Here is a 17,977-nt window from a genome sequence, read left to right as displayed (position 1 = left end):
TCGGCGAACCCGGCGCCGGTGTCACCCGTAGGGGAGCAGGCTCCCCAGAGGGCCGAGGTCGAGGTTCAGGTCCTCGCGGCGAAGGCCGTGCTGATCGCACAGCTCGGTCATCCGCTGGTCGAGCATCATGAGCGTCGTACCGATCCGCTCCACCTGCTCATCGGTCAGGTCGCCCTCGTCCACACGCCGGATCGCCTGCCGCTCCATGAGCTGGCGCAGGAGCTCGACGACGGTGAGCACCAGGCCCACGAGGTCCTGACCGGCCTTCTCGGGCGACACATCCAGAAGTGACGGCTCCTTCACAGCGGACCTCCGTCCGCCCACGGCGCCGGGACCTTCTTGTTGACCGAGGACAGCAACGCGTGCAAGGACAGCCTGATCAGCGGGACCTCGGCGATGGCGATGACCAGATCCCCGCTGACCACGACCCCGGTGGCCAGCAATCGGTCCAGCAGGTCCACCAGCGGTACACCGACAGGGGCGACGAACTCGTCGGTGTCCCACGGAACCGGTTCAGTCGCGGGCATCGCCGCCTCCTGCTCCCGCGAATGAATAGGGAATCCACGGCCCGGACACTTCGATCTCCATCCCGGTACGCCGCCGCAGGGACTCGACAGTGGAGGCGACCTCCCGACGCAGTGGGTCCTCCACGAGGTAGGCGGCGTTGAGCACCTGTGTGCGGCGGCCTCCCGTCGCAGTGGGCTCCTCCCCGTGGCAGCGCAGACGGCGCCCCTCGACGGCGAGCTCGCGCATCGCCGAGTCAACCTGCTCCGCGGCCCGCAGGCCCTCGTCGTACAGCTGTCGGCGGACGTCACGTTGGCGACGCACGCCCGCCAGATAGGCGCGTCCCGAACCGGGCCCGGGGGCGGTGGTCGACTGCGCCGCGGTCGGTTCGGCCGATGTGTGAGGTGCGTACACCTTCACCCCCCATTCGACACGCCCCTCCACATGGCCGAGAGCCGCCTCGAAGCGGGCGGTGTCCGCGGTCAGTCTTCTGCGAGCCCGCTCGTCGTCGTGATAGAGGGTGGCCAGGGCCAGGGGAAGGGTCGGCCCGACCGCCCCCACCGCACAGACCACCTGGTGGTGTGCCCGGGCGCAGCGTTCGAGATCGGTGGGGTCATTGAGTCTCCTCTGCCATGCCTCGGCGCAGAAGTCCTCCGTCGGCACGTCCTGCACGACCGCCGCCAGTGCGCCGAAGGCGAGCATCCGTACGGGCGACCCGTCGACGAGGCCGGGCAAGGCGCTCACGACGTCCTTGTCCGGCCGTCGGCAGATCGCGAAGACATAGGTGGCCGTGGGCGGCACGGTGGTTCGACCGGTCCCGGATTCCACAGGCGCTGTCATCCGCGCTCCCGCCCCTTGCGGCCGGAGGGCGCCGAGGACGGGGCATCGCCGGCGATGAGTTCCAGTTGTTCGCGCAGCCGCCGGTTCTCCTCCAGCAGTTCCGATCGAGCGGCGCGGGACGAGAGTGCCGGGTCGGTCTCCCACCAGTCGATCCCGGCCCGCTTCGCCGTCTCGACGGAGGAGATGAACAGACGCAGGCGAATGGTGAGCAACTCGATGTCCAGCAGGTCGATCTTGATGTCTCCCGCGATGACAATGCCCTTGTCGAGGACGCGTTCGAGGATGTCGGCCAGATTGGTCGTGCTCGGGCCGGGGCGGGTCTCGTAGCAGACGGCGGACTCGGTCACAGGGTCACCTCAGCGCCCTTCCTCGTAGTCGTCATCCCAGTCCTCGTCTTCCTCGTCCTCGTCGTACTCGTCCTCTTCGCCTTCGTCCTCGCCGTCCTCGTCCTCCTCGTCCTCGTCCTCGCCGCCTTCCTCGTCCTCGTCCTCCTCGCCCTCGTCACCCTCGTCGCCCTCGTCGCCCTCGTCCTCGCCGCCCTCCTCGTCCTCCATCGCTTCCTCATGGCTGCGTACGACCTCGCCGTCGCGGATCTCCCCGCGCCAGGCCTCCGGCTCCTCGTCGGTGAGGGTGACGTATCGCTGGAAGTGCTTCAGATCGAGGCGCAGACGCCGGCCCTGCGCACGCCACAGGTTTCCCGTCTTCTCGAAGAACCCGGACGGGTAGTACTCGACGAGGGCGACAACAAGGGTGAGCGTGGGCGTCAGCTCATGGAAGCTGACCACGCCGCGGGTCGAGCCTTTGGCCCCCTCCGAGGTCCACACGATCCGCTCGTCAGGCACCTGTTCCTGGACCGTGGCCTTCCAGCCTCTGGAGGATGGTCCCACCTTGACCTTCCAGTCACTGGTGACCTCATCGCTCTGCGAGACATTGCTGACGCCCTTGGTGAAGCTGCCGAACTTCTCGTACTGAGTCCAGTGGTCGTAGACCGTTCGAATCGGGAGGCCGATCTGGATCGACTCCACGATGTTCGTCACCTTGACGTCTCCGGGCTTGCGGCCGCCACCGCCGCCCACGGCGTCCTTCACCTTGCCGACCACCGAGTCCTTGACACCCTTGGCCTTCTCCGTGAGAGCCGCGCGCATCGGCGACTCGCCGCTCATGATCCGACCGCCGGTACGGGCGAGGGTGCCGCCATTCTCCGCGACATCGGTGAGGCGTCCGGTGACATCGGTCAGCTTGTCCCCCGCGGACTCCACCCAGTGGCCGACCTGAGCACCGACGAACTCACCGAGCCCTTCCCGCAGCCGGTCCAGGCTGGAACCACCGTCCTGCGGCACATCCTTGTTCGTCTTCGCCATACCCGCTCACCGCCGACGCTGTGATCGTGCGGACGTCTTCTTGGCGGTGCGCTTCCCGGCGTCGGCCCTCTTCTTCGCCGGCGCCTTCTTGGCGGCCCCCTTCTTGGCAGATGCCCTGGACGGCGGGGCGGACCTCTTGGCCGGGGCCTTCTTCGCCGGAGCCTTCTTCGCGGGGGCCTTCTTCGCCGCCGCTCTCGAAGGGGCCGCCTTGGCGGAAGCCTTCTTGGCAGGCCGCTTGCTGGGCGAGGGCGCCTTCTTGGCGCTCTTCTTCGCGGGAGCCGCCTTCTCCGCCCTGCGTGGGTGTCGCGGACGCCCCGGTTTCCGGGCGGCGGGACGCCGCTTGCGCGGACGCTCCTCCTCCGGCTCCTCTTCTTCCTCCTCCTCGGCCTTGGGCTCCTCTCCCTCCTCCTCGGCCTGGGGCTCTTCCTCTTCCTCCTCCTCGGGCTCCTCCTCCTCGGGCTCTTCCTCCTCCTCTTCTTCTTCCTCCTCTTCCTCCTCTTCCTCCTCTTCCTCCTCCTCGGCCTCGGGCCCTTCCTCTTCTTCCTCCTCCTCTTCCTCCTCCGGCTCCTCCTCGTAGAGGTCTTCCTCTTCCTCCTCCTCGCCTTCCGGCGCCCTGAGCGCCCGGGTACGCTGCTGCAGCGATTCGGTGAGGGAGTCCAACTGACGGTCGGCCATCGCGGCGACCGCCTTCTTGCCGCTCTCCAGCAACTCCCCGCCGAACTGCTCCTTGAGTTCGGCCACCTGAGGTGCCTCGAGCAGTTTGCGGGCGCCCTCGGTCGCCAGGGAACGCGGGTCGAGACCGAACCGGCGTCCCACAAGGTAGGTGGCAAGGGTGAACGCGAGTCGGCCCTTCTTCGTCCGCCCCAGGATGTATCCGCCGGCCACTGCCGCGGCCAGGACCACCTTCTCCGTGTCATCCATGACTGCATTCCCTTCGATTCGTTCCGTCGACCGGCTGGAGTCCTTGTTCCAGCAGGTCAAGCAGTCGCTCCTCCTGGCGTTCGAATTCTTCGACGTCGATCTCTCCGTCCTCCAGTGCTTGGTTCAATTCAGCCAGGCGACCTCGGATCACCCCGGGATCGTGCAGCTCGCGCTCCGCCGCGTCGGCCAACTGCTCGGCGATCCACACGACGCCGCGCACGGGGGCCAGCGGCAAGGTGAGTACGGCGGAGATCAGTCCCATGTCATCCATCCACCCTGGCCATGTGTGCCTCGGGGGCCACAAAGCTGTAGCAGGGCAGCGGCCCTGTCAGCCGCAGGTCGACGAGATCACCGCAACGATCGGCGAAACGGTTCACCACCGACACGAAGGACGAGTACCCCTCCCTGCCCACGAGGAACGACACATTCATGACGCATCCGGGAACATCGGCTCCGGGGCAGGTCGCGACGGCGTGCGGTGTCAGTTCGGCGAGCACACGACGCGCCTGCCCGGCGGCCCGCTGTGACAGCGCACGGGCGACCGCCTCGCCCAGCCGGATGTCGGCCTCGTATCCCGGACGGCGCCGCGCATCGTCCCGCAGGCGCCGGATTCGCGCGTCCTCGCGGACCAGCCGCGCCAAGCCGTCACCGGAGGGCATGGCCTTGAGGTTCGCCTCGATCATGCCTGCCAGCCGGTCCAAGGTCTCCAGGAGACCGGCCTCACGGACCGCGAGTTCCCTGCGCACGGCGTCCTCGTCCGACGCGACCGTCCCGAAGCGCATGGGCAGCAGCGGGCCCGCGTCGGAAAGCCCGAGGAGAAGGTTCTGGTGGGCGAGCAGATCGCGCCGCCTGGCCCGCAGGTCCGCCGGCGCTCCGCTCACGACGGCGGCCACCGACCCCTGCCGCAGAATCCTGGGAACGCAGGCAGGGGCGCCCACACCGACACTGTCCGCCGGCAGGCGATGCGCCGCACGAACGAACCCGTAGATGTAGATGCCTCGCCCTGTCATGCCTTACTCCTTCGACCGGCGTCGGGGGCTCGTGCGGGCCGTGGTGCGCCGCCTCGGGCGGGTCTCCTCTTCCTCTTCCTCGTCCTCTCCGCCCGTCACCGCCTTGCGAAGGGTTCCCCCGAGTGTTTCCGCGCTCTTCTTGACCTTCCGCTTGCCGAGGCTCCTCGCGGCGGCGCCCCCGAACATCTCGGGCACCGTGGTGCTCCGGGTGTCGGCTTCCAGGTCCAGGCGGTTGCAGGCTTCGGCGAACCTCAGGTACGTGTCCACGCTGGCCACGACGATGCGGGCATCGATCTTCAGGATCTCGATACCCACCAGGGAGACCCGCACGAAGACGTCGATCACCATGCCCCGGTCGAGAATGAGCTCCAGGACGTCGTACAGGTTGCCCGATCGGGGTCGGCAGACGACTTCATCTGCGTAGCGCGTTGTGGTCATCGGAGAGGGTCCTCTCAGGTGGGGAGGTGATCGTCGGACGCCCCTCTGCGGTATCGGCGGACCCGGCGGTATCCGAGAAGCTCGCCGTCCTCGTCGAGCTCCACCTCGTAGGTGGCGAGCAGGCTCGTGGTGTCCGGGATGCGCGGTACCTCGAGGACGTCGACACCGACACACCAGCCGTTCTCCGTGCGCTGCACGGCGCAGACACCCTCGGCGGGGTGGCTGATCAGGTGCTCGAGCAGCTCAGCCGCCCGCTGAGCCGCCTTGAGCGGCCCGCGAGAAGGCTTCCGTCGGGGACGGGCGGTCGCGGAGGAGGAGCGAGGTCGCGCCTGACGTTGCTCTGCCATACCGCGAAGTCTGATCAAGGCTGCCGCACACCGCATGCCGAGAGACGCCAAACGGGCACACCGCGTCACACGCCTGCCCCGTGGCTGTCATCGGCGCCGCGAGGAGGCGGCCAGTGGGAATGGACGGCCGACCATCACCGACGTCGGACTCGACGGCCCCCGCCTCGCGCTCGCCGGCGAGGGCGAGGGTCACGAGGTGGTGATGGTGAACAGTCCGCCGTCGGGATCGCGGATGGCGGCTTGGCGGCCGGGGCCTGTCCGCACCGAGGGGGAGACAACTACCCCTCCGGCGTCGACGGCTGCCTCGGTCGCGGCGTCCACGTCGTCGACGCGGAAGTGGACATCCCAGCGGGGCCGGACCCGCGGGTCCGGATCGGCCTCGACTCCGCCGCCTCGAAGCGCGGCCACCGTGCGCCCGCCTTCCCGGAGCACCACACGGTCGTCCTCGTAGGCGGCCTCGCAGCCGCCCCCCTCCTTCTCGGAGACCCAGTCCAGGACCTCCCCGTAGAAGATGGCTGCGGCAAAGGCGTCACGGGTGCGCAGTTCCAGCCAGGCGGGCGCGCTGCCCCATCCCACGGACCAACCTGACAGGGCCGCGCCCTCCCACACCCCGAAGACGGCGCCGTCGGGGTCCGCGGCGAGGGCGGCCCGGCCCACCCCGCCGAGGGCCAAGGGACCCACTGCCACCGTGGCCCCGCGCTCCCGGATGCGGGCCACCGCGATATCGGCGCTGCCGACAGCGAAGTACGGGGTCCAGGAGACCGCGACCTGGAGGCTGGGAGCCAGAGCTCCGATGCCGGCCACCTCGGCACCGTCCTTGAGCGCCACCGAGAACTTCTCCCCCAGGCTTCCCGGGCGAAAGGTCCAGCCCATGACGGCACCGTAGAAGTCCTCGGTGGCGTGGAGGTCCCGGGCCATGAGGTTCACCCAGCACGGGGTCCCCAACACGGCTTTGCCCGACGGCGCCATGGTCTGCTGCCTCGCTTCCACCGCGTTCCGCGGGCCAGGGCCCTTGAAACCAGGGCCTGGCCGGCGTGCCCTTCCCGACTACCCGGCGGCCGGGCCTGCCTCCTTCGTTCCCGACAACTGCGTCAGGAACTGGTGGCAGCGAGCCGCTCGCCGGGAGTCCTCGTCCATGGACTCCCGGAAGAACTGCGCCAGGTCCTTCTTGCCCGCCTTCTCGGCGTCGCGCACGTACTGGCCGTAGTCGTGCCCGCCCTTGAGCGCGTGGTACTGCACGGAGATGAGGTCGTACACGATGTCGCTGAAGCCGGTTTCGCCCGTAGCCATGATCCCTCCTCGGCACACTCGTTCGCCCTGCTCCGATGAAGCCAGTGAGTACCCGGCGCTCGGGCCGGAAAACCGCCAATACACCCACCATCAAAGCATGTTTTCAGATGATTCATCCGGACTCTCCTGGTAACCCGAGGAGCCATGGAAAGCAAGTGGCAGCACAAGCACGGGGGCGAGCAGCATCAGGACGCCAACGAGCGCGATCCAGGGCGGGAGGCGACCACTGGGCACGACAGTGGCGCGGGTCCTGATCCGCAGGTGGAGCGGGATGCCCCGGACTCCCCTACGCAGCTGCCCAAGCGGTCATGGCGGGCGGTGCTGCGCCGCACCCTCTCGGAATTCAAGGACGACGAACTCACCGACCGCGCGGCCGCTCTGACCTACTACGGAATCCTGTCGCTGTTCCCAGCGCTGCTCGTACTCGTCTCCGTGCTGGGAATCCTGGGGGAATCGGCCACGAACGCCGTGCTCGACAACATCAAGCATCTCGCCCCCGGCGCCGCACGCCAGGTCCTCACCAACGCGGTCGAGCAATTGCAGGCGAGTTCGAGCACCGGCTCCGTGCTGGCCGTGATCGGGATCCTCGGCGCCCTGTGGTCGGCGTCGGGCTACGTGGCAGCGTTCATCCGCGCGTCCAACGCCGTCTACGACATCCCCGAGGGGCGCCCGGCGTGGAAGGTGACCCCGATACGGCTCGCCATCACCGTGGTGCTGATGGTCCTGGCGATCGCCAGCTCGCTGACAGTGGTGTTCACCGGCAGCCTCGCCAGGCAGGTCGGCACAGCGCTGGGAATCGGGAACACCGCCTTGACGGTGTGGTCGATCGCGAAGTGGCCGGTGCTGATCCTGCTGGTCACCGTCATGATCGCGATCCTCTACTGGGCGTCGCCGAACGCCAAGGCGCGCGGCTTCAAATGGATCACGCCCGGCAGTCTCCTGGCCCTGCTGATCTGGAGCGTCGCCTCGGCGGGCTTCGCGCTCTACGTGGCGAACTTCGGCTCCTACAACAAGACGTACGGCACCCTCGCCGGAGTGATCATTTTCCTGGTGTGGCTGTGGATCAGCAATCTCGCGATTCTGCTCGGCTTGGAGTTCGACGCGGAGCTGAGCCGCGAACGGGCGATCACCGGCGGCCACCCGGAAAAGGCAGAGCCCTACGTCGAGCCGCGCGACACACACAAATGGACCGAGGAAGAGCGTCGGCAGGACGGCGCGGCCTGAGTCGGCCGACTTCGTCGAATGGAACACGCTCCGGCACCGTGCCGGGCGTCAGGGAAGGGCGGGTGAGCAGCGATGGACCGATCCGTCGGCAACGGACACCTCCGCAAGGCGGATCAGCAGCCGGTGGGCGAGCTGGTCAAGCGTGCCTCGGAGCAGATGTCGGAGCTGGTGCGCCAGGAGCTGCGGCTGGCGCAGGCGGAGATGGCGGAGAAGGGCAAACGGTTCGGTATCGGCGGCGGTCTGTTCGGCGGGGCCGCCGTATTCGCCTTTGTCGCGCTGCAGGCCGCCGCGGCGGCGGCCATCGCCGCGTTGGCCCTGGTCCTGCCGGTGTGGGCGTCCGCCCTCATCGTCATGGGCATCCTCCTGGTCCTGGCCGCCATCGCCGCGGCCGTGGGGAAGAAGAAGGTCAAGCAGGCCACGCCACCGGCACCGCGGCAGGCGATCGCGGGAGTCAAGGCCGACGTCGCCGAGCTCAAGGAAAGGGTCCATCGATGACCGGCGCATCCCAACCGCACGAGGCGAAGCCCACCGTCGAGGAACTGCGCGAGCAGGTGAACGTCACCCGCACCGAACTCGGACGGACGGTCGAGGCACTGGCCGCCAAGACGGACATCAAGGCACGCGCCCAGGTCAAGGCGACCGAAATGAGGGAACAGATGCAGCACAGGGCGGCCCATGCGAAGGACCGGGTCCAGGGACAGACCGCCCATGTTCTGCATCTGGCGCAGGACAGGACCCCCGAGCCGGTGCAGGAGAGAACAGGCCAGGTCGCGCAGGTCGCCCACCGCAACCGGACGGTCCTGATCGTGGGCGGGGCCGCCGTCGCGACTGCCGCGCTGGTGCTGTTCCGCACCCGGGGGAGGCTGTACCGCGCCCGGGGGAGTTGGAGGGGCAGATGAAGACGGCGAAGCTGGTCTACAAACCGGTGGGGCTGGCGCTCGGGGCCTTCAGCGGCTTGGTGGCCGGGGCGCTGTTCAAGCGGGTGTGGAAGGCCGTCGCCCATGAGCAGGACACCCCCGACTCGATGGACGAGAACCGGGCGTGGCGCGAGATTCTGCTCGCGGCGGCCCTTCAGGGCGCGATCTTCGCCGTGGTCAAGGCGGCGGCGGACCGCGGCGGAGCCACCGCTGTGCGTCGTCTGACCGGAACCTGGCCGGGCTGAATCACCGCCCGACGCAGACACCGTCCCCGCAACCGCCGCTCCGAACACAGGCGCAGCCCCCGGGCCTCGAGGCAAGGACTTGAGGCGCCGCGGATCGCCCTTGGCCCGGCGGGAGTCGAAGCCGAGTCTGTCGCCCACGGTGTCGGCGAGCCCCTTCGGATCGTGGTCCGCCCGGAGCCCCTCGTCCAGACAGGTGACCACGCCCGCCCCCCGGGCGCGGACTGACGCCTGCCCCACCGCCCGGGACGGAAACGGGTGAAATCGCGCCGTGGGCAACCACGGGAACGCCACACGCCCACCAAAGAGTCAAAGCCGATCACGCGTCTCACCACGCGCTATCAACGTCGCAGGAAAGTCGGGGCGACCAACGAGGTCGCCGACCGAGAAGCGTTGTGTGCGCGTTCCCCGCGACCGCGGGACGCGCGGCCGTCCGCGGACGTGGATGGACCAGAGAGGTGAGTGGCATGTCCGGGCAGACGGCGCAGACCACGGCCGAGGCCGAGGCGGAACAGCCGCCGAAGTGGCAGCGGCGGGGACAGATCATGGTCGCCTGGCTCACCACGACCGATCACAAGAAGATCGGCTCGCTGTACATGGTCACCTCGTTCGTCTTCTTTCTCTTCGGCGGGGTACTGGCCCTGTTCATGCGTGCCGAACTGGCGCGTCCAGGTGTCCAGATCCTCTCGAACGAGCAGTACAACCAGGCGTTCACCATGCACGGCACCATCATGATGCTGATGTTCGCCACTCCCCTGTTCGCCGGATTCGCCAACGCGATCATGCCGCTGCAGATCGGGGCACCCGATGTGGCGTTCCCTCGGCTGAACATGTTCGCCTACTGGCTCTACCTCTTCGGGTCGCTCATCGCGGTCGGAGCGTTCATCACCCCGCAAGGCGCCGCGGACTTCGGCTGGTTCGCCTACACACCGCTGTCGGACGCGGTCCGCTCGCCCAGCGTGGGCTCGGACATGTGGATCATGGGACTGGCGTTCTCCGGCTTCGGCACCATCCTCGGCGCGGTCAACTTCGCCACCACGATCATCTGCATGCGCGCCCCCGGCATGACGATGTTCCGGATGCCGATCTTCACCTGGAACATCCTGCTCACCAGTGTGCTGGTGCTGCTGGCCTTCCCGGTTCTGGCCGCGGCGCTGTTGGCCCTCGAAGCGGACCGCAAGTTCGGCGCACTCGTCTACGATCCGTCAAACGGCGGTCCACTGCTGTGGCAGCACCTGTTCTGGTTCTTCGGCCATCCCGAGGTCTACATCATCGCCCTGCCGTTCTTCGGCGTGATCACCGAGATCATCCCGGTCTTCAGCCGCAAGCCGATCTTCGGATACGTCGGACTCATCGGCGCCACCATCTCCATCACCGGACTGTCGATCACCGTGTGGGCGCACCATATGTTCGGCACCGGGGCGGTACTGCTGCCGTTCTTCTCCTTCATGTCCTTCCTCATCGCCGTGCCCACCGGGGTGAAGTTCTTCAACTGGATCGGCACGATGTGGAAAGGCTCCTTGTCCTTCGAGACCCCGATGCTGTGGGCCATCGGCTTTCTCGTCACCTTCCTCTTCGGCGGCCTCACCGGCGTACTGCTGGCCTCACCGCCGCTGGACTTCCATGTCACCGACTCCTATTTCGTCGTGGCCCACTTCCACTACGTGGTCTTCGGAACGGTGGTCTTCGCGATGTTCGGCGGCTTCCACTTCTGGTGGCCCAAGTTCACCGGGACCAGACTGGACGAGCGACTGGGCAGGATCCACTTCTGGACCCTGTTCGTCGGCTTCCACACGACCTTCCTCGTCCAGCACTGGCTGGGCGCCGAAGGAATGCCCCGCCGCTACGCCGACTACCTCGCCGCCGACGGCTTCACCACACTGAACACCGTCTCGTCCATCGGCGCCTTCCTGCTGGGCATCTCCACCCTGCCGTTCCTGTACAACGTCTGGAAGACCGCCCGGCACGCACCGAGGATCGAGGTCGACGACCCCTGGGGCTACGGCCGCTCGCTCGAGTGGGCCACCTCCTGCCCACCACCCCGGCACAACTTCCTCACCCTGCCCAAGATCACCTCCGAATCCCCCGCGTTCGACCTGCACCACCCCGATATCGCTTTGAAGTACCAGGCCGAGAGCGCCGCCCAAAGGGACGTGGTGGAGCCCGAGCCGAGCTCGGCCGCGCCGATGTCCGAAGGCCCGGGCAAGGGCTGAGGCGGCAGCGGTCGATGGACAGCCGACAGGAGATCGCCGCGGGCATCGCCCAGTTGGAGGGCTACCTGCTGTGCCAGACGGAGATCGCCAACGCCCGCGCGGAGGCGGAGGCGTTCGCCCGCCGGCTGCCCTGGCTGACCACGAGCCAGCACGAGGAGGTCGTCGCCCTCTACTCGCGCGAACGCGTCGAGCTCAGCCGCCGTGTCCTGCGAGGTGTCGCCGATCGCTGCCGCTCGCTCCGGGGTGAGTACGAGGCCCGCTACGCTCAGCTGCGTGCCCGGCTGCTGTGCGTCACCGTGGCGACGGTCCTCGCGGCACTGGCGGCATGTGTCTGCGCTCTGCTGTTCACGCGCGTCGGCTGAGACTGCGGGCGGTGATCGCGAGTGCGTCGCAACCGGCTCGCGCGCCGGAGCCCGGCGGCTCACTCGAGGCGCGCGGTCTCGAAGGAGCCCCCGAGGTAGCGGTCCCGGCTGTTGCGGCGCTGGAGCTTGCCGGTCGTGGTGAGGGGCAGCGTGCCGGGCTCGAGCAGGACGACCTCGTGCACCTGGATGCGGTGCTTGGCGTGGACGGCACGTCTGATCTCACGCTTGACCTCCTCGGTCGGCGGGTCGGTCGTCTCCACGAGCACGACGAGCCTTTCCCGCACGCCGTCGTCGACCGCCACGGCGCAGGCGCCCATCTCACGGACGGCCGGGTGGCAGGCCTCGACGGTGGCCTCGATGTCCTGCGGGTAGTGGTTGGCCCCGGCGATGATGATGACGTCCTTGGCCCGGCCGGTCACGAACAGCTGCCCGTCGTGGAGGAAGCCGAGGTCACCGGTGCGCAGGAACCGCTCACCGGGCAGGTCGGGAAGGGAGGCCGAGAATGTCTCGGCGGTCTCCCCCGGAGCGTCCCAGTATCCGGTCGCGACACTCGGCCCCGACACCAGGATCTCGCCGACCTCGTCCTCCCCGCGCGGCTTCCCTGTGGACGGGTCGACGGCCACCACGGTGCTCAAGCGGTGGATACGCCCGCAGCCCACCAGCTCCCTGCTCTCCCGCCGTCCGTCCGCGATCCGCGCCGTGCCGGCCGCCAGCGACTCCGCGTCCAGCCTCAGCACCACGGGCCCCGCTCCGACCGGTCCGGCCGAGACCATCACCGTCGACTCGGCCAGTCCGTATCCCGGGCACAGCGCCTGGCGCCTGAATCCCGTGCGTGCGAAGACCTCGCTGAAGCGGCTGAGGGTGTCCGCCCGTACCGGCTCACCGCCGACCAGGGCCATCTCCCACCTGCTGAGGTCGAGATCCTGGCGCTGCACATCGGTGATCCGGCGGACGCAGAGGTCGAAGGCGAAGTTCGGTGCGCAGCTGTCCGCGCGGCCGAGCGCGGAGATGGCTCTCAGCCAGGTGAGGGGGCGCTGGACGAACGTCATCGTCGGCAGCAGGGTGACATCCCTGCCGGAGAACAGCGGGTCGAGGACACTGCTGATGAGACCCATGTTGTGGTGCAGGGGCAGCCAGGACACCGACGGCGGGCGCGGCAGCCCGGCCTCGTCGGCGGGCCGGCTTGTGCTGTCGTGGATCAGCGACAGATTGTGGAGCACATTGGCGTGGGTGACGGCGACGCCCTTGGGAAGGCCGGTCGACCCGGAGGAGTACTGCAGATAGGCGACCATCTCCCCGTTGGCGACCGGCGGGGTCCACTGCTCGGCGAGGTCGAGGCACACCTCGTCGGTGGCCACCCGCGTCAGCCGGGCGAGACCGTCCGCGGCGGCGAGTACGGGCTCGGCGGCGTCGAGGGCGCTGCGGGTGGACAGGAACAGCCGGGCATCGGAACTGCCCGCGATCGACTCCACCCGGGTCCATTTGACGTTGCCCCGCGTTCCGTCGAGCGGAGCCACCGGCACGGGGATCAGGCCCGCGTAGAGGCATCCCCAGAACGCCACATGGAAGTCCAGACCGGGCGGGTAGCTCAGGAGAGCGCGGGCGCGGGCGGTATGAGCCTGCCGCCGCAGGGTCACCGCTATCGCCCGCGCGATGCGGTCCAGTTCGCCCAGGGTGAGCGCGTCGGATTCCTCGTAACCGTCGCCGAGGAATCCGAAGCCCTTGCGGTCGGGCTCGGCACTCGCCCGGGTCCGGCACAGTTCCAGCAGTGTCCCCAGTGCGTCCTTCCTGCCGGGCACACTCTCGGGCAGGTGGACACCGATATGACGGTTGCGTCGCATGAGGCCGCTCCAAACGGGAGGGAGGCGGGAGGGAGAAGCGGGAGGGAGAGGGGCAGGGGGTTGCTCACTCGGCCACCGCGGCCGACGTCATGACCGGCCCGAGTGGTGCTCCGGCAGGCCGGTGCGCGGTGCCTCGGACACGACCGCGGTGAAGGCACGCGCCCGGTACCGGTGGCGGCACTGCGCGCGCTGAAGCTTGCCGCTGGTGGTGAACGGCAGGGATCCGGCCTTGAGCAGGAGCACGTCGTCGGTGCGCAGGCCGTGCTCGGCGAAGACGGCCTCCCGGATCGCCTGCTCGATCTCGTCCGAGCCGACCGTCACCCGCGTGCCCGACGCGGATTGCGGAGCGGCACCGGCCACGACACGGTGACGGCTGTTGATCTCGGCCAGGAGCACGAGGCGCGTTCCGCGGTCGTCCTCCACCACGAAGGCACAGCAGCACCCATCACGCACGGAGGGGTGGCTCGCCGCCGCGGTCGTCTCGATGTCGTACGGATAGTGCTGCGTGCCGTCGACGACGATGAGGTCCTTGACCCGGCACAGGGCGAAGAGCTGACCGCCGTCCATGAAGCCGACGCTGCCCGTACGCAGGAAGCACCGGTCGCCGTGGCCCCGGACACGGGTGCGGAAGGCCCGCGCGCTCTCCTCCGGCTCGTTCCAGTACCCGGTGCCGATGCTGGGGCCGGAGGCCAGTATCTCCCCGACCTCGTCCGGTGCGCACGGCTCACCGGTGGCCGGATCGACCACGGCCACCGCCATGGAAGGATGCAACCGCCCCAGGCCCACCAGACGGCGTGATTCGGTCTCGTCCTCGACCCGTTGCACCCTGCCCTTCGCCAGCGCCACCGCGTCGAACCGGCGGATCACGGGCTCGGACTCCACCTGCCCACCGCTGACCATGACGGTGGACTCGGCCATGCCGTAGCTGGGGAAGAAGGCCTCCCGGCGGAAGCCGCACGGGGCGAATCTCGAGGTGAAGCCGTCGATCATGTCCGCGCGCACCGGCTCGTCGCCCACCACCGCTATCCCCCAGCCGCTCAGATCCAGTGATCCCAACTGCCGCTCGGGCACCTGCCGTACGCACAGCTCGTAGCCGAAGCCCGGGGAGGAGCCGATCCCCGCTCGGCGGTCGGAGATGGCGCGCAGCCAGTTGACCGGCTGCTGGACGAAGACCGACGACGGCATCAGTGCGGTGTCGTACCCGACGTACAGCGGCTGGAGAACGCCGCTGATCAGGCCCATGTCATGAAAGACCGGCAGCCAGGAGACCGTCGACCGCAGCCGGTCCCGGTCGTCCACGGCATCGGATCCATTCGCCAGGATGAGCGCCAGGTTGTGCAGGACATTGCCATGGGTGAGCACCACGCCGCGCGGCAGCCCCGTGGTGCCGGAGGTGTACTGCAGATACGCCACCGTGTCCGGGTCCACGCGCGGCGGGCTCCAGCGGTGCCCCGCCAATGGGCCGAGCCCGTCGATCTCGTCGGTTGCCACGGGGGTCACCGCGCGCGGTGTCGAGAGGTCCTTCAGCATGGAGCCGACGCGGTCCAGCCGCGAGGCGTTCGACAGCACCAGCTCCGGTTCGCAGTTGCCGACGATCGCCCGAAATCGTGTGGAACGGTCGTCGGTTCCCGCCCGCAGCACGGGCGGCGCCGGTACCGCGACGAGGCCGGCGTACAGGCAGCCGAAGAAGGCCGAGACGAACTCCAGGCCCGGCGGGTAGCTCAGTACGGCACGAGCGCCCGGCGGAGCATGGCCGCTCAGCCGGGTGGCGATCGCCCGTGCGCGGGCGTCGAGTTGGGCGAGGGTGAGCGAGTCCGACTCCTCGATTCCGTCCCCCAGGAAGGCGAACATGCGTCGGTCGGGCTGTGACGCCGCGCGTCGCAGGCACAGTTCGACCAGCGTCGTGGGCTCCGGTGGGGATTGCGTGACGGCATCAACCGGCATCGCGGGCCTCCTGTTCGGCCGTTGCGGGCGTGCTGACGACTTCGGCGACGGGGATCTCTCGCGGTGTTCCGCGGTGGCGGTGTTTTCCGCGGTGGCGGTGTTCCGCGGTGGCGGTCGTCCGCGGAATTCAACGGTCCCGTTCCATTCCGTTCCCCAAAAGGCTAGGTCCCGTGCCGGCGTGGGGATATCCGCCGCCGGTGGTGTCCGGGTGCGTCTGCGGTTGGATTCACGGTCGGCCGGGCGGCCGATGGCGCATCCCCTCTTTTCGTCGCACCGATTCCCACCACCGGCCGTCGCCGGACGCGCATGGCGCTGGCTAATCTCTTTCCGACGGCCGGTCAACGGTGCGGAATTGACATTCGCGCCGCCAAATCCACGCGCCAGAAGGGACGTCGCATGTCCTACGAAGGTTCCGACGACTATTTCCTGGGCCACCCGAAACTCCCCGGGCTCCCGGAACAGGAGATCCGCGGCACCACCGAGGTCGTGGTCACCGGAATGGGAATGACCACACCGCTGGGAGCCGACGTCCGCTCAACCTGGAGCAGGCTCCTGGCCGGTGACTGCGCGACCCGTGTGCTCGACGAGCCCTGGTCCCACGACCTGCCGGTACGACTGGCCGGCCGGCTGAGCCAGGAACCGGCCGAGGTGCTGGACCGGGTCGAGGCCAGACGGCTGGACCGCTGCCAGCAGATGGCGCTGATCGCGGCCCGGCAGGCGTGGAAGGACGCAGGTGATCCCCCGGTGGCGCCGGAGCGGTTCGCCGTGGTCGTCGGCACCGGCCTAGGCGGAGGGACAACGCTCGTCGACCAGCACGACCTGTCGTTGGCGAAGGGGCCGCACCGCGTCTCCCCCTTCGCCGTCACCATGCTGATGCCCAACGGACCGGCCGCCGCGGTGAGCATGGCCCTGGGCGCCCGAGGTGGAGCACACGCGCCGACGAGCGCCTGCGCCTCGGGGGCGGAGGCGATAGCCCTTGGGCTGGCGATCCTGCGGGCGGGCCGGGCCGATGTCGTCCTCGCCGGGGGCACGGAGGCCTGCATCGGCCGGTTGTCCATGGCCGCCTTCGCCCGGATGGGCGCACTCTCCGGCCGCCATGAGGACCCCGAAGCCGCGGCCCGGCCCTTCGACAGCGGCCGTGACGGCTTCGTCATGGCCGAGGGGGCCGGTGCCGTCGTCCTGGAGCGGGCAGACTTCGCGCGGGCACGCGGCGCGATGGCGTACGCCACGCTCGCGGGAGCGGGGATGACCTCCGACGCGCACGCCATGACGGCGCCCTCGACGGCGGGACAGGTCAGGGCCATCGGACATGCCCTGCGCACCGGGGGGCTGGTGCCGCACGACATCGTGCACGTCAACGCCCACGCGCCCGGCACGCCCGTCGGTGACCGGATCGAGGCCGCCGCGGTCCTGGAGTCGCTCGGCCCGCACCCCCTGGTGACGGCAACCAAGTCGGTGACGGGCCACCTCATCGGAGGCGCCGGGGCGGTCGAGGCGATCTTCACCGTCCTGAGCGTGTTCGAGAATGTGATTCCGGCGACGCGCAATCTCCACGACAAGGACCCCGAGGTGAAGCTGGACGTCGTGACCGGTGGCCCCCGGCGTACGAATGTCACCGCCGCGGTCTCCAACTCCTTCGGATTCGGTGGGCACAACGTGGTCCTGTCCTTCACCAGGGCCGGCTGACGGCGGGAGCGACCGCGGCGGCGGGCACCGGGGCGGAAGGGACCCGGGAGGGGGCCTGGGAGGGGGCCTGGGGCGGGCGCACCAGACCGGTGCGGTACGCGAGCAGCGCCGCGTGCATCCTGTTGGGCAGTTCGAGCTTGGCCAGGATGTGCGAGACATGGGACTTCACGGTGGCGGGGGTCAGATGGAGCTCGCGCGCGATCTCCTGGTTGGACCTGCCCATGGCGATCCCGGACAGCACCTGGGTCTCCCGGCCGCTCAAAGCGGCCAGGGCGACGGTGTGGGGGCGCTCCTGGGACGGGGGAAGGATCTCGAACCGGTCGATCAGCCGCCGTGTCATCGTGGGGCAGATATAGGCCTCGCCGCCCGCGACCGCGCGCACCGCGAACGTCAGCTCCTCCTGGCCCGCACTCTTGAGCAGAAATCCTCTCACTCCCGCTTTCAATGAGCGGTACAGATGGCCGTCCCTCTCCGTTCTGGTGAGCACGATGATTCCTGGATCGGCCCTCCCCGACGGCCGGGCCAGTCTCTGGAGGAATTCGTACTCGGCGTCCACGAGAACGACACCCGGGCGCCGTGCCTCGATCAGGCGAAGCGCCGCCTCGCCGACCCTGGATTCACCGACCACCGTCATTCCTGGCGCTTCCCCGAGAGCCTGACGGAAACCGCGGCGCACAAGTTCCTCGTTGTCGACCAGCATGACGTCCACTGTGCTGATGTCATCCATCGCTCACCCGCCTGTGCGATTCGAAGATGTGGTCACGACAATGCCTCGGAAATGCCTCGGAATGCCGTGGGCATGTTCGTGGGAACGCCGTGGGAACGCCGTGCGGTGGC

At 69.0% G+C, this 17,977-nt stretch carries 22 protein-coding genes; 7 read left to right on the top strand and 15 right to left on the bottom strand.

What is annotated here, in order from left to right; translation table 11 throughout:
• Positions 1-21 precede the first annotated feature (21 nt).
• The 12 genes from IEY86_RS17565 to IEY86_RS17510 form a co-directional block, all read right to left on the bottom strand.
• Entirely contained in the window at positions 22-303 is a 282-nt protein-coding gene (locus IEY86_RS17565) for a gas vesicle protein K (protein WP_189132655.1), read from the bottom strand.
• The gene (locus IEY86_RS17560; protein WP_189132654.1) at positions 300-527 is read right to left on the bottom strand and encodes a gas vesicle protein; all 228 of its coding nucleotides are present in this window, start codon (positions 525-527) and stop codon (positions 300-302) included. Before IEY86_RS17560 ends, IEY86_RS17565 begins: the two co-directional genes overlap by 4 nt.
• Positions 514-1,344: a GvpL/GvpF family gas vesicle protein gene (locus tag IEY86_RS17555; RefSeq protein WP_189132653.1), complete on the bottom strand. Its 831-nt coding sequence runs from the start codon at positions 1,342-1,344 to the stop codon at positions 514-516. The genes IEY86_RS17560 and IEY86_RS17555 overlap by 14 nt, the downstream gene beginning before the upstream one ends.
• Positions 1,341-1,691, bottom strand: coding sequence for a gas vesicle protein (locus IEY86_RS17550; protein ID WP_189132652.1), 351 nt, complete (start codon positions 1,689-1,691; stop codon positions 1,341-1,343). Before IEY86_RS17550 ends, IEY86_RS17555 begins: the two co-directional genes overlap by 4 nt.
• Positions 1,692-1,700: 9 nt before the next feature.
• Complete coding sequence (locus IEY86_RS17545; protein WP_189132651.1) at positions 1,701-2,705, bottom strand: SRPBCC family protein; 1,005 nt, start codon at positions 2,703-2,705, stop codon at positions 1,701-1,703.
• A 6-nt stretch (positions 2,706-2,711) separates the two neighbouring features.
• Positions 2,712-3,626: a histone protein gene (locus IEY86_RS17540; RefSeq protein ID WP_189132650.1), complete on the bottom strand. Its 915-nt coding sequence runs from the start codon at positions 3,624-3,626 to the stop codon at positions 2,712-2,714.
• A complete protein-coding gene (locus tag IEY86_RS17535; protein WP_189132649.1) occupies positions 3,619-3,888 on the bottom strand; it encodes a gas vesicle protein GvpG in 270 nt (89 codons plus the stop codon). The genes IEY86_RS17540 and IEY86_RS17535 overlap by 8 nt, the downstream gene beginning before the upstream one ends.
• Before the next feature lies 1 nt (position 3,889).
• Positions 3,890-4,636, bottom strand: a complete 747-nt coding sequence (locus IEY86_RS17530; RefSeq protein ID WP_189132648.1) for a GvpL/GvpF family gas vesicle protein — start codon at positions 4,634-4,636, stop codon at positions 3,890-3,892.
• 3 nt (positions 4,637-4,639) lie between these two features.
• Entirely contained in the window at positions 4,640-5,074 is a 435-nt protein-coding gene (gene gvpJ / locus IEY86_RS17525) for a gas vesicle protein GvpJ (protein ID WP_189132647.1), read from the bottom strand.
• A gap of 14 nt (positions 5,075-5,088) precedes the next feature.
• Positions 5,089-5,421: a gas vesicle protein GvpO gene (locus tag IEY86_RS17520; RefSeq protein ID WP_189132646.1), complete on the bottom strand. Its 333-nt coding sequence runs from the start codon at positions 5,419-5,421 to the stop codon at positions 5,089-5,091.
• Between the two features lie 189 nt (positions 5,422-5,610).
• Complete coding sequence (locus IEY86_RS17515) at positions 5,611-6,339, bottom strand: VOC family protein (RefSeq protein WP_189132645.1); 729 nt, start codon at positions 6,337-6,339, stop codon at positions 5,611-5,613.
• A gap of 129 nt (positions 6,340-6,468) precedes the next feature.
• Positions 6,469-6,711 carry an acyl carrier protein gene (locus IEY86_RS17510; RefSeq protein WP_189132644.1) on the bottom strand — a complete coding sequence of 81 codons (243 nt, stop codon included), beginning with the start codon at positions 6,709-6,711 and terminating at the stop codon, positions 6,469-6,471.
• 144 nt (positions 6,712-6,855) lie between these two features.
• Between IEY86_RS17510 and IEY86_RS17505 the strand changes: the two genes are divergently transcribed.
• The 6 genes from IEY86_RS17505 to IEY86_RS17480 all read left to right on the top strand — a co-directional run bounded on the left by IEY86_RS17505 (position 6,856) and on the right by IEY86_RS17480 (position 11,669).
• Positions 6,856-7,935: a YihY/virulence factor BrkB family protein gene (locus IEY86_RS17505; RefSeq protein WP_189132643.1), complete on the top strand. Its 1,080-nt coding sequence runs from the start codon at positions 6,856-6,858 to the stop codon at positions 7,933-7,935.
• A 72-nt stretch (positions 7,936-8,007) separates the two neighbouring features.
• A complete protein-coding gene (locus IEY86_RS17500) occupies positions 8,008-8,430 on the top strand; it encodes a phage holin family protein (protein WP_189132642.1) in 423 nt (140 codons plus the stop codon).
• A complete protein-coding gene (locus tag IEY86_RS17495) occupies positions 8,427-8,834 on the top strand; it encodes a DUF3618 domain-containing protein (protein WP_189132641.1) in 408 nt (135 codons plus the stop codon). Before IEY86_RS17500 ends, IEY86_RS17495 begins: the two co-directional genes overlap by 4 nt.
• The gene (locus IEY86_RS17490) at positions 8,831-9,097 is read left to right on the top strand and encodes a DUF4235 domain-containing protein (protein WP_189132640.1); all 267 of its coding nucleotides are present in this window, start codon (positions 8,831-8,833) and stop codon (positions 9,095-9,097) included. The genes IEY86_RS17495 and IEY86_RS17490 overlap by 4 nt, the downstream gene beginning before the upstream one ends.
• Positions 9,098-9,561: 464 nt before the next feature.
• Positions 9,562-11,307: an aa3-type cytochrome oxidase subunit I gene (ctaD, locus tag IEY86_RS17485; RefSeq protein ID WP_189132639.1), complete on the top strand. Its 1,746-nt coding sequence runs from the start codon at positions 9,562-9,564 to the stop codon at positions 11,305-11,307.
• Between the two features lie 14 nt (positions 11,308-11,321).
• The gene (locus IEY86_RS17480) at positions 11,322-11,669 is read left to right on the top strand and encodes a hypothetical protein (protein ID WP_189132638.1); all 348 of its coding nucleotides are present in this window, start codon (positions 11,322-11,324) and stop codon (positions 11,667-11,669) included.
• 59 nt (positions 11,670-11,728) lie between these two features.
• Here the strand turns inward: IEY86_RS17480 and IEY86_RS17475 are convergent, their stop codons facing one another.
• Positions 11,729-13,510, bottom strand: coding sequence for a fatty acyl-AMP ligase (locus IEY86_RS17475; protein ID WP_189132637.1), 1,782 nt, complete (start codon positions 13,508-13,510; stop codon positions 11,729-11,731).
• 87 nt (positions 13,511-13,597) lie between these two features.
• The gene (locus IEY86_RS17470) at positions 13,598-15,454 is read right to left on the bottom strand and encodes a fatty acyl-AMP ligase (protein WP_189132636.1); all 1,857 of its coding nucleotides are present in this window, start codon (positions 15,452-15,454) and stop codon (positions 13,598-13,600) included.
• Between the two features lie 396 nt (positions 15,455-15,850).
• Between IEY86_RS17470 and IEY86_RS17465 the strand changes: the two genes are divergently transcribed.
• Positions 15,851-17,140, top strand: a complete 1,290-nt coding sequence (locus tag IEY86_RS17465) for a beta-ketoacyl-[acyl-carrier-protein] synthase family protein (protein WP_189132635.1) — start codon at positions 15,851-15,853, stop codon at positions 17,138-17,140.
• On the opposite strand, the gene IEY86_RS17460 is transcribed toward IEY86_RS17465, so the two are convergent.
• Positions 17,124-17,867, bottom strand: a complete 744-nt coding sequence (locus IEY86_RS17460) for a LuxR C-terminal-related transcriptional regulator (protein WP_189132634.1) — start codon at positions 17,865-17,867, stop codon at positions 17,124-17,126. The two genes, IEY86_RS17465 and IEY86_RS17460, sit on opposite strands and share 17 nt — an antisense overlap.
• Between the last annotated feature and the right edge of the window lie 110 nt (positions 17,868-17,977).

Origin of the sequence: Wenjunlia tyrosinilytica (assembly GCF_014646055.1) — a bacterium.
GTDB classification, from domain to species: Bacteria; Actinomycetota; Actinomycetes; order Streptomycetales; family Streptomycetaceae; genus Wenjunlia; species Wenjunlia tyrosinilytica.
Note: the sequence above shows the minus strand (reverse complement) of the source record. Positions and strands in the feature narration are given on the sequence as shown.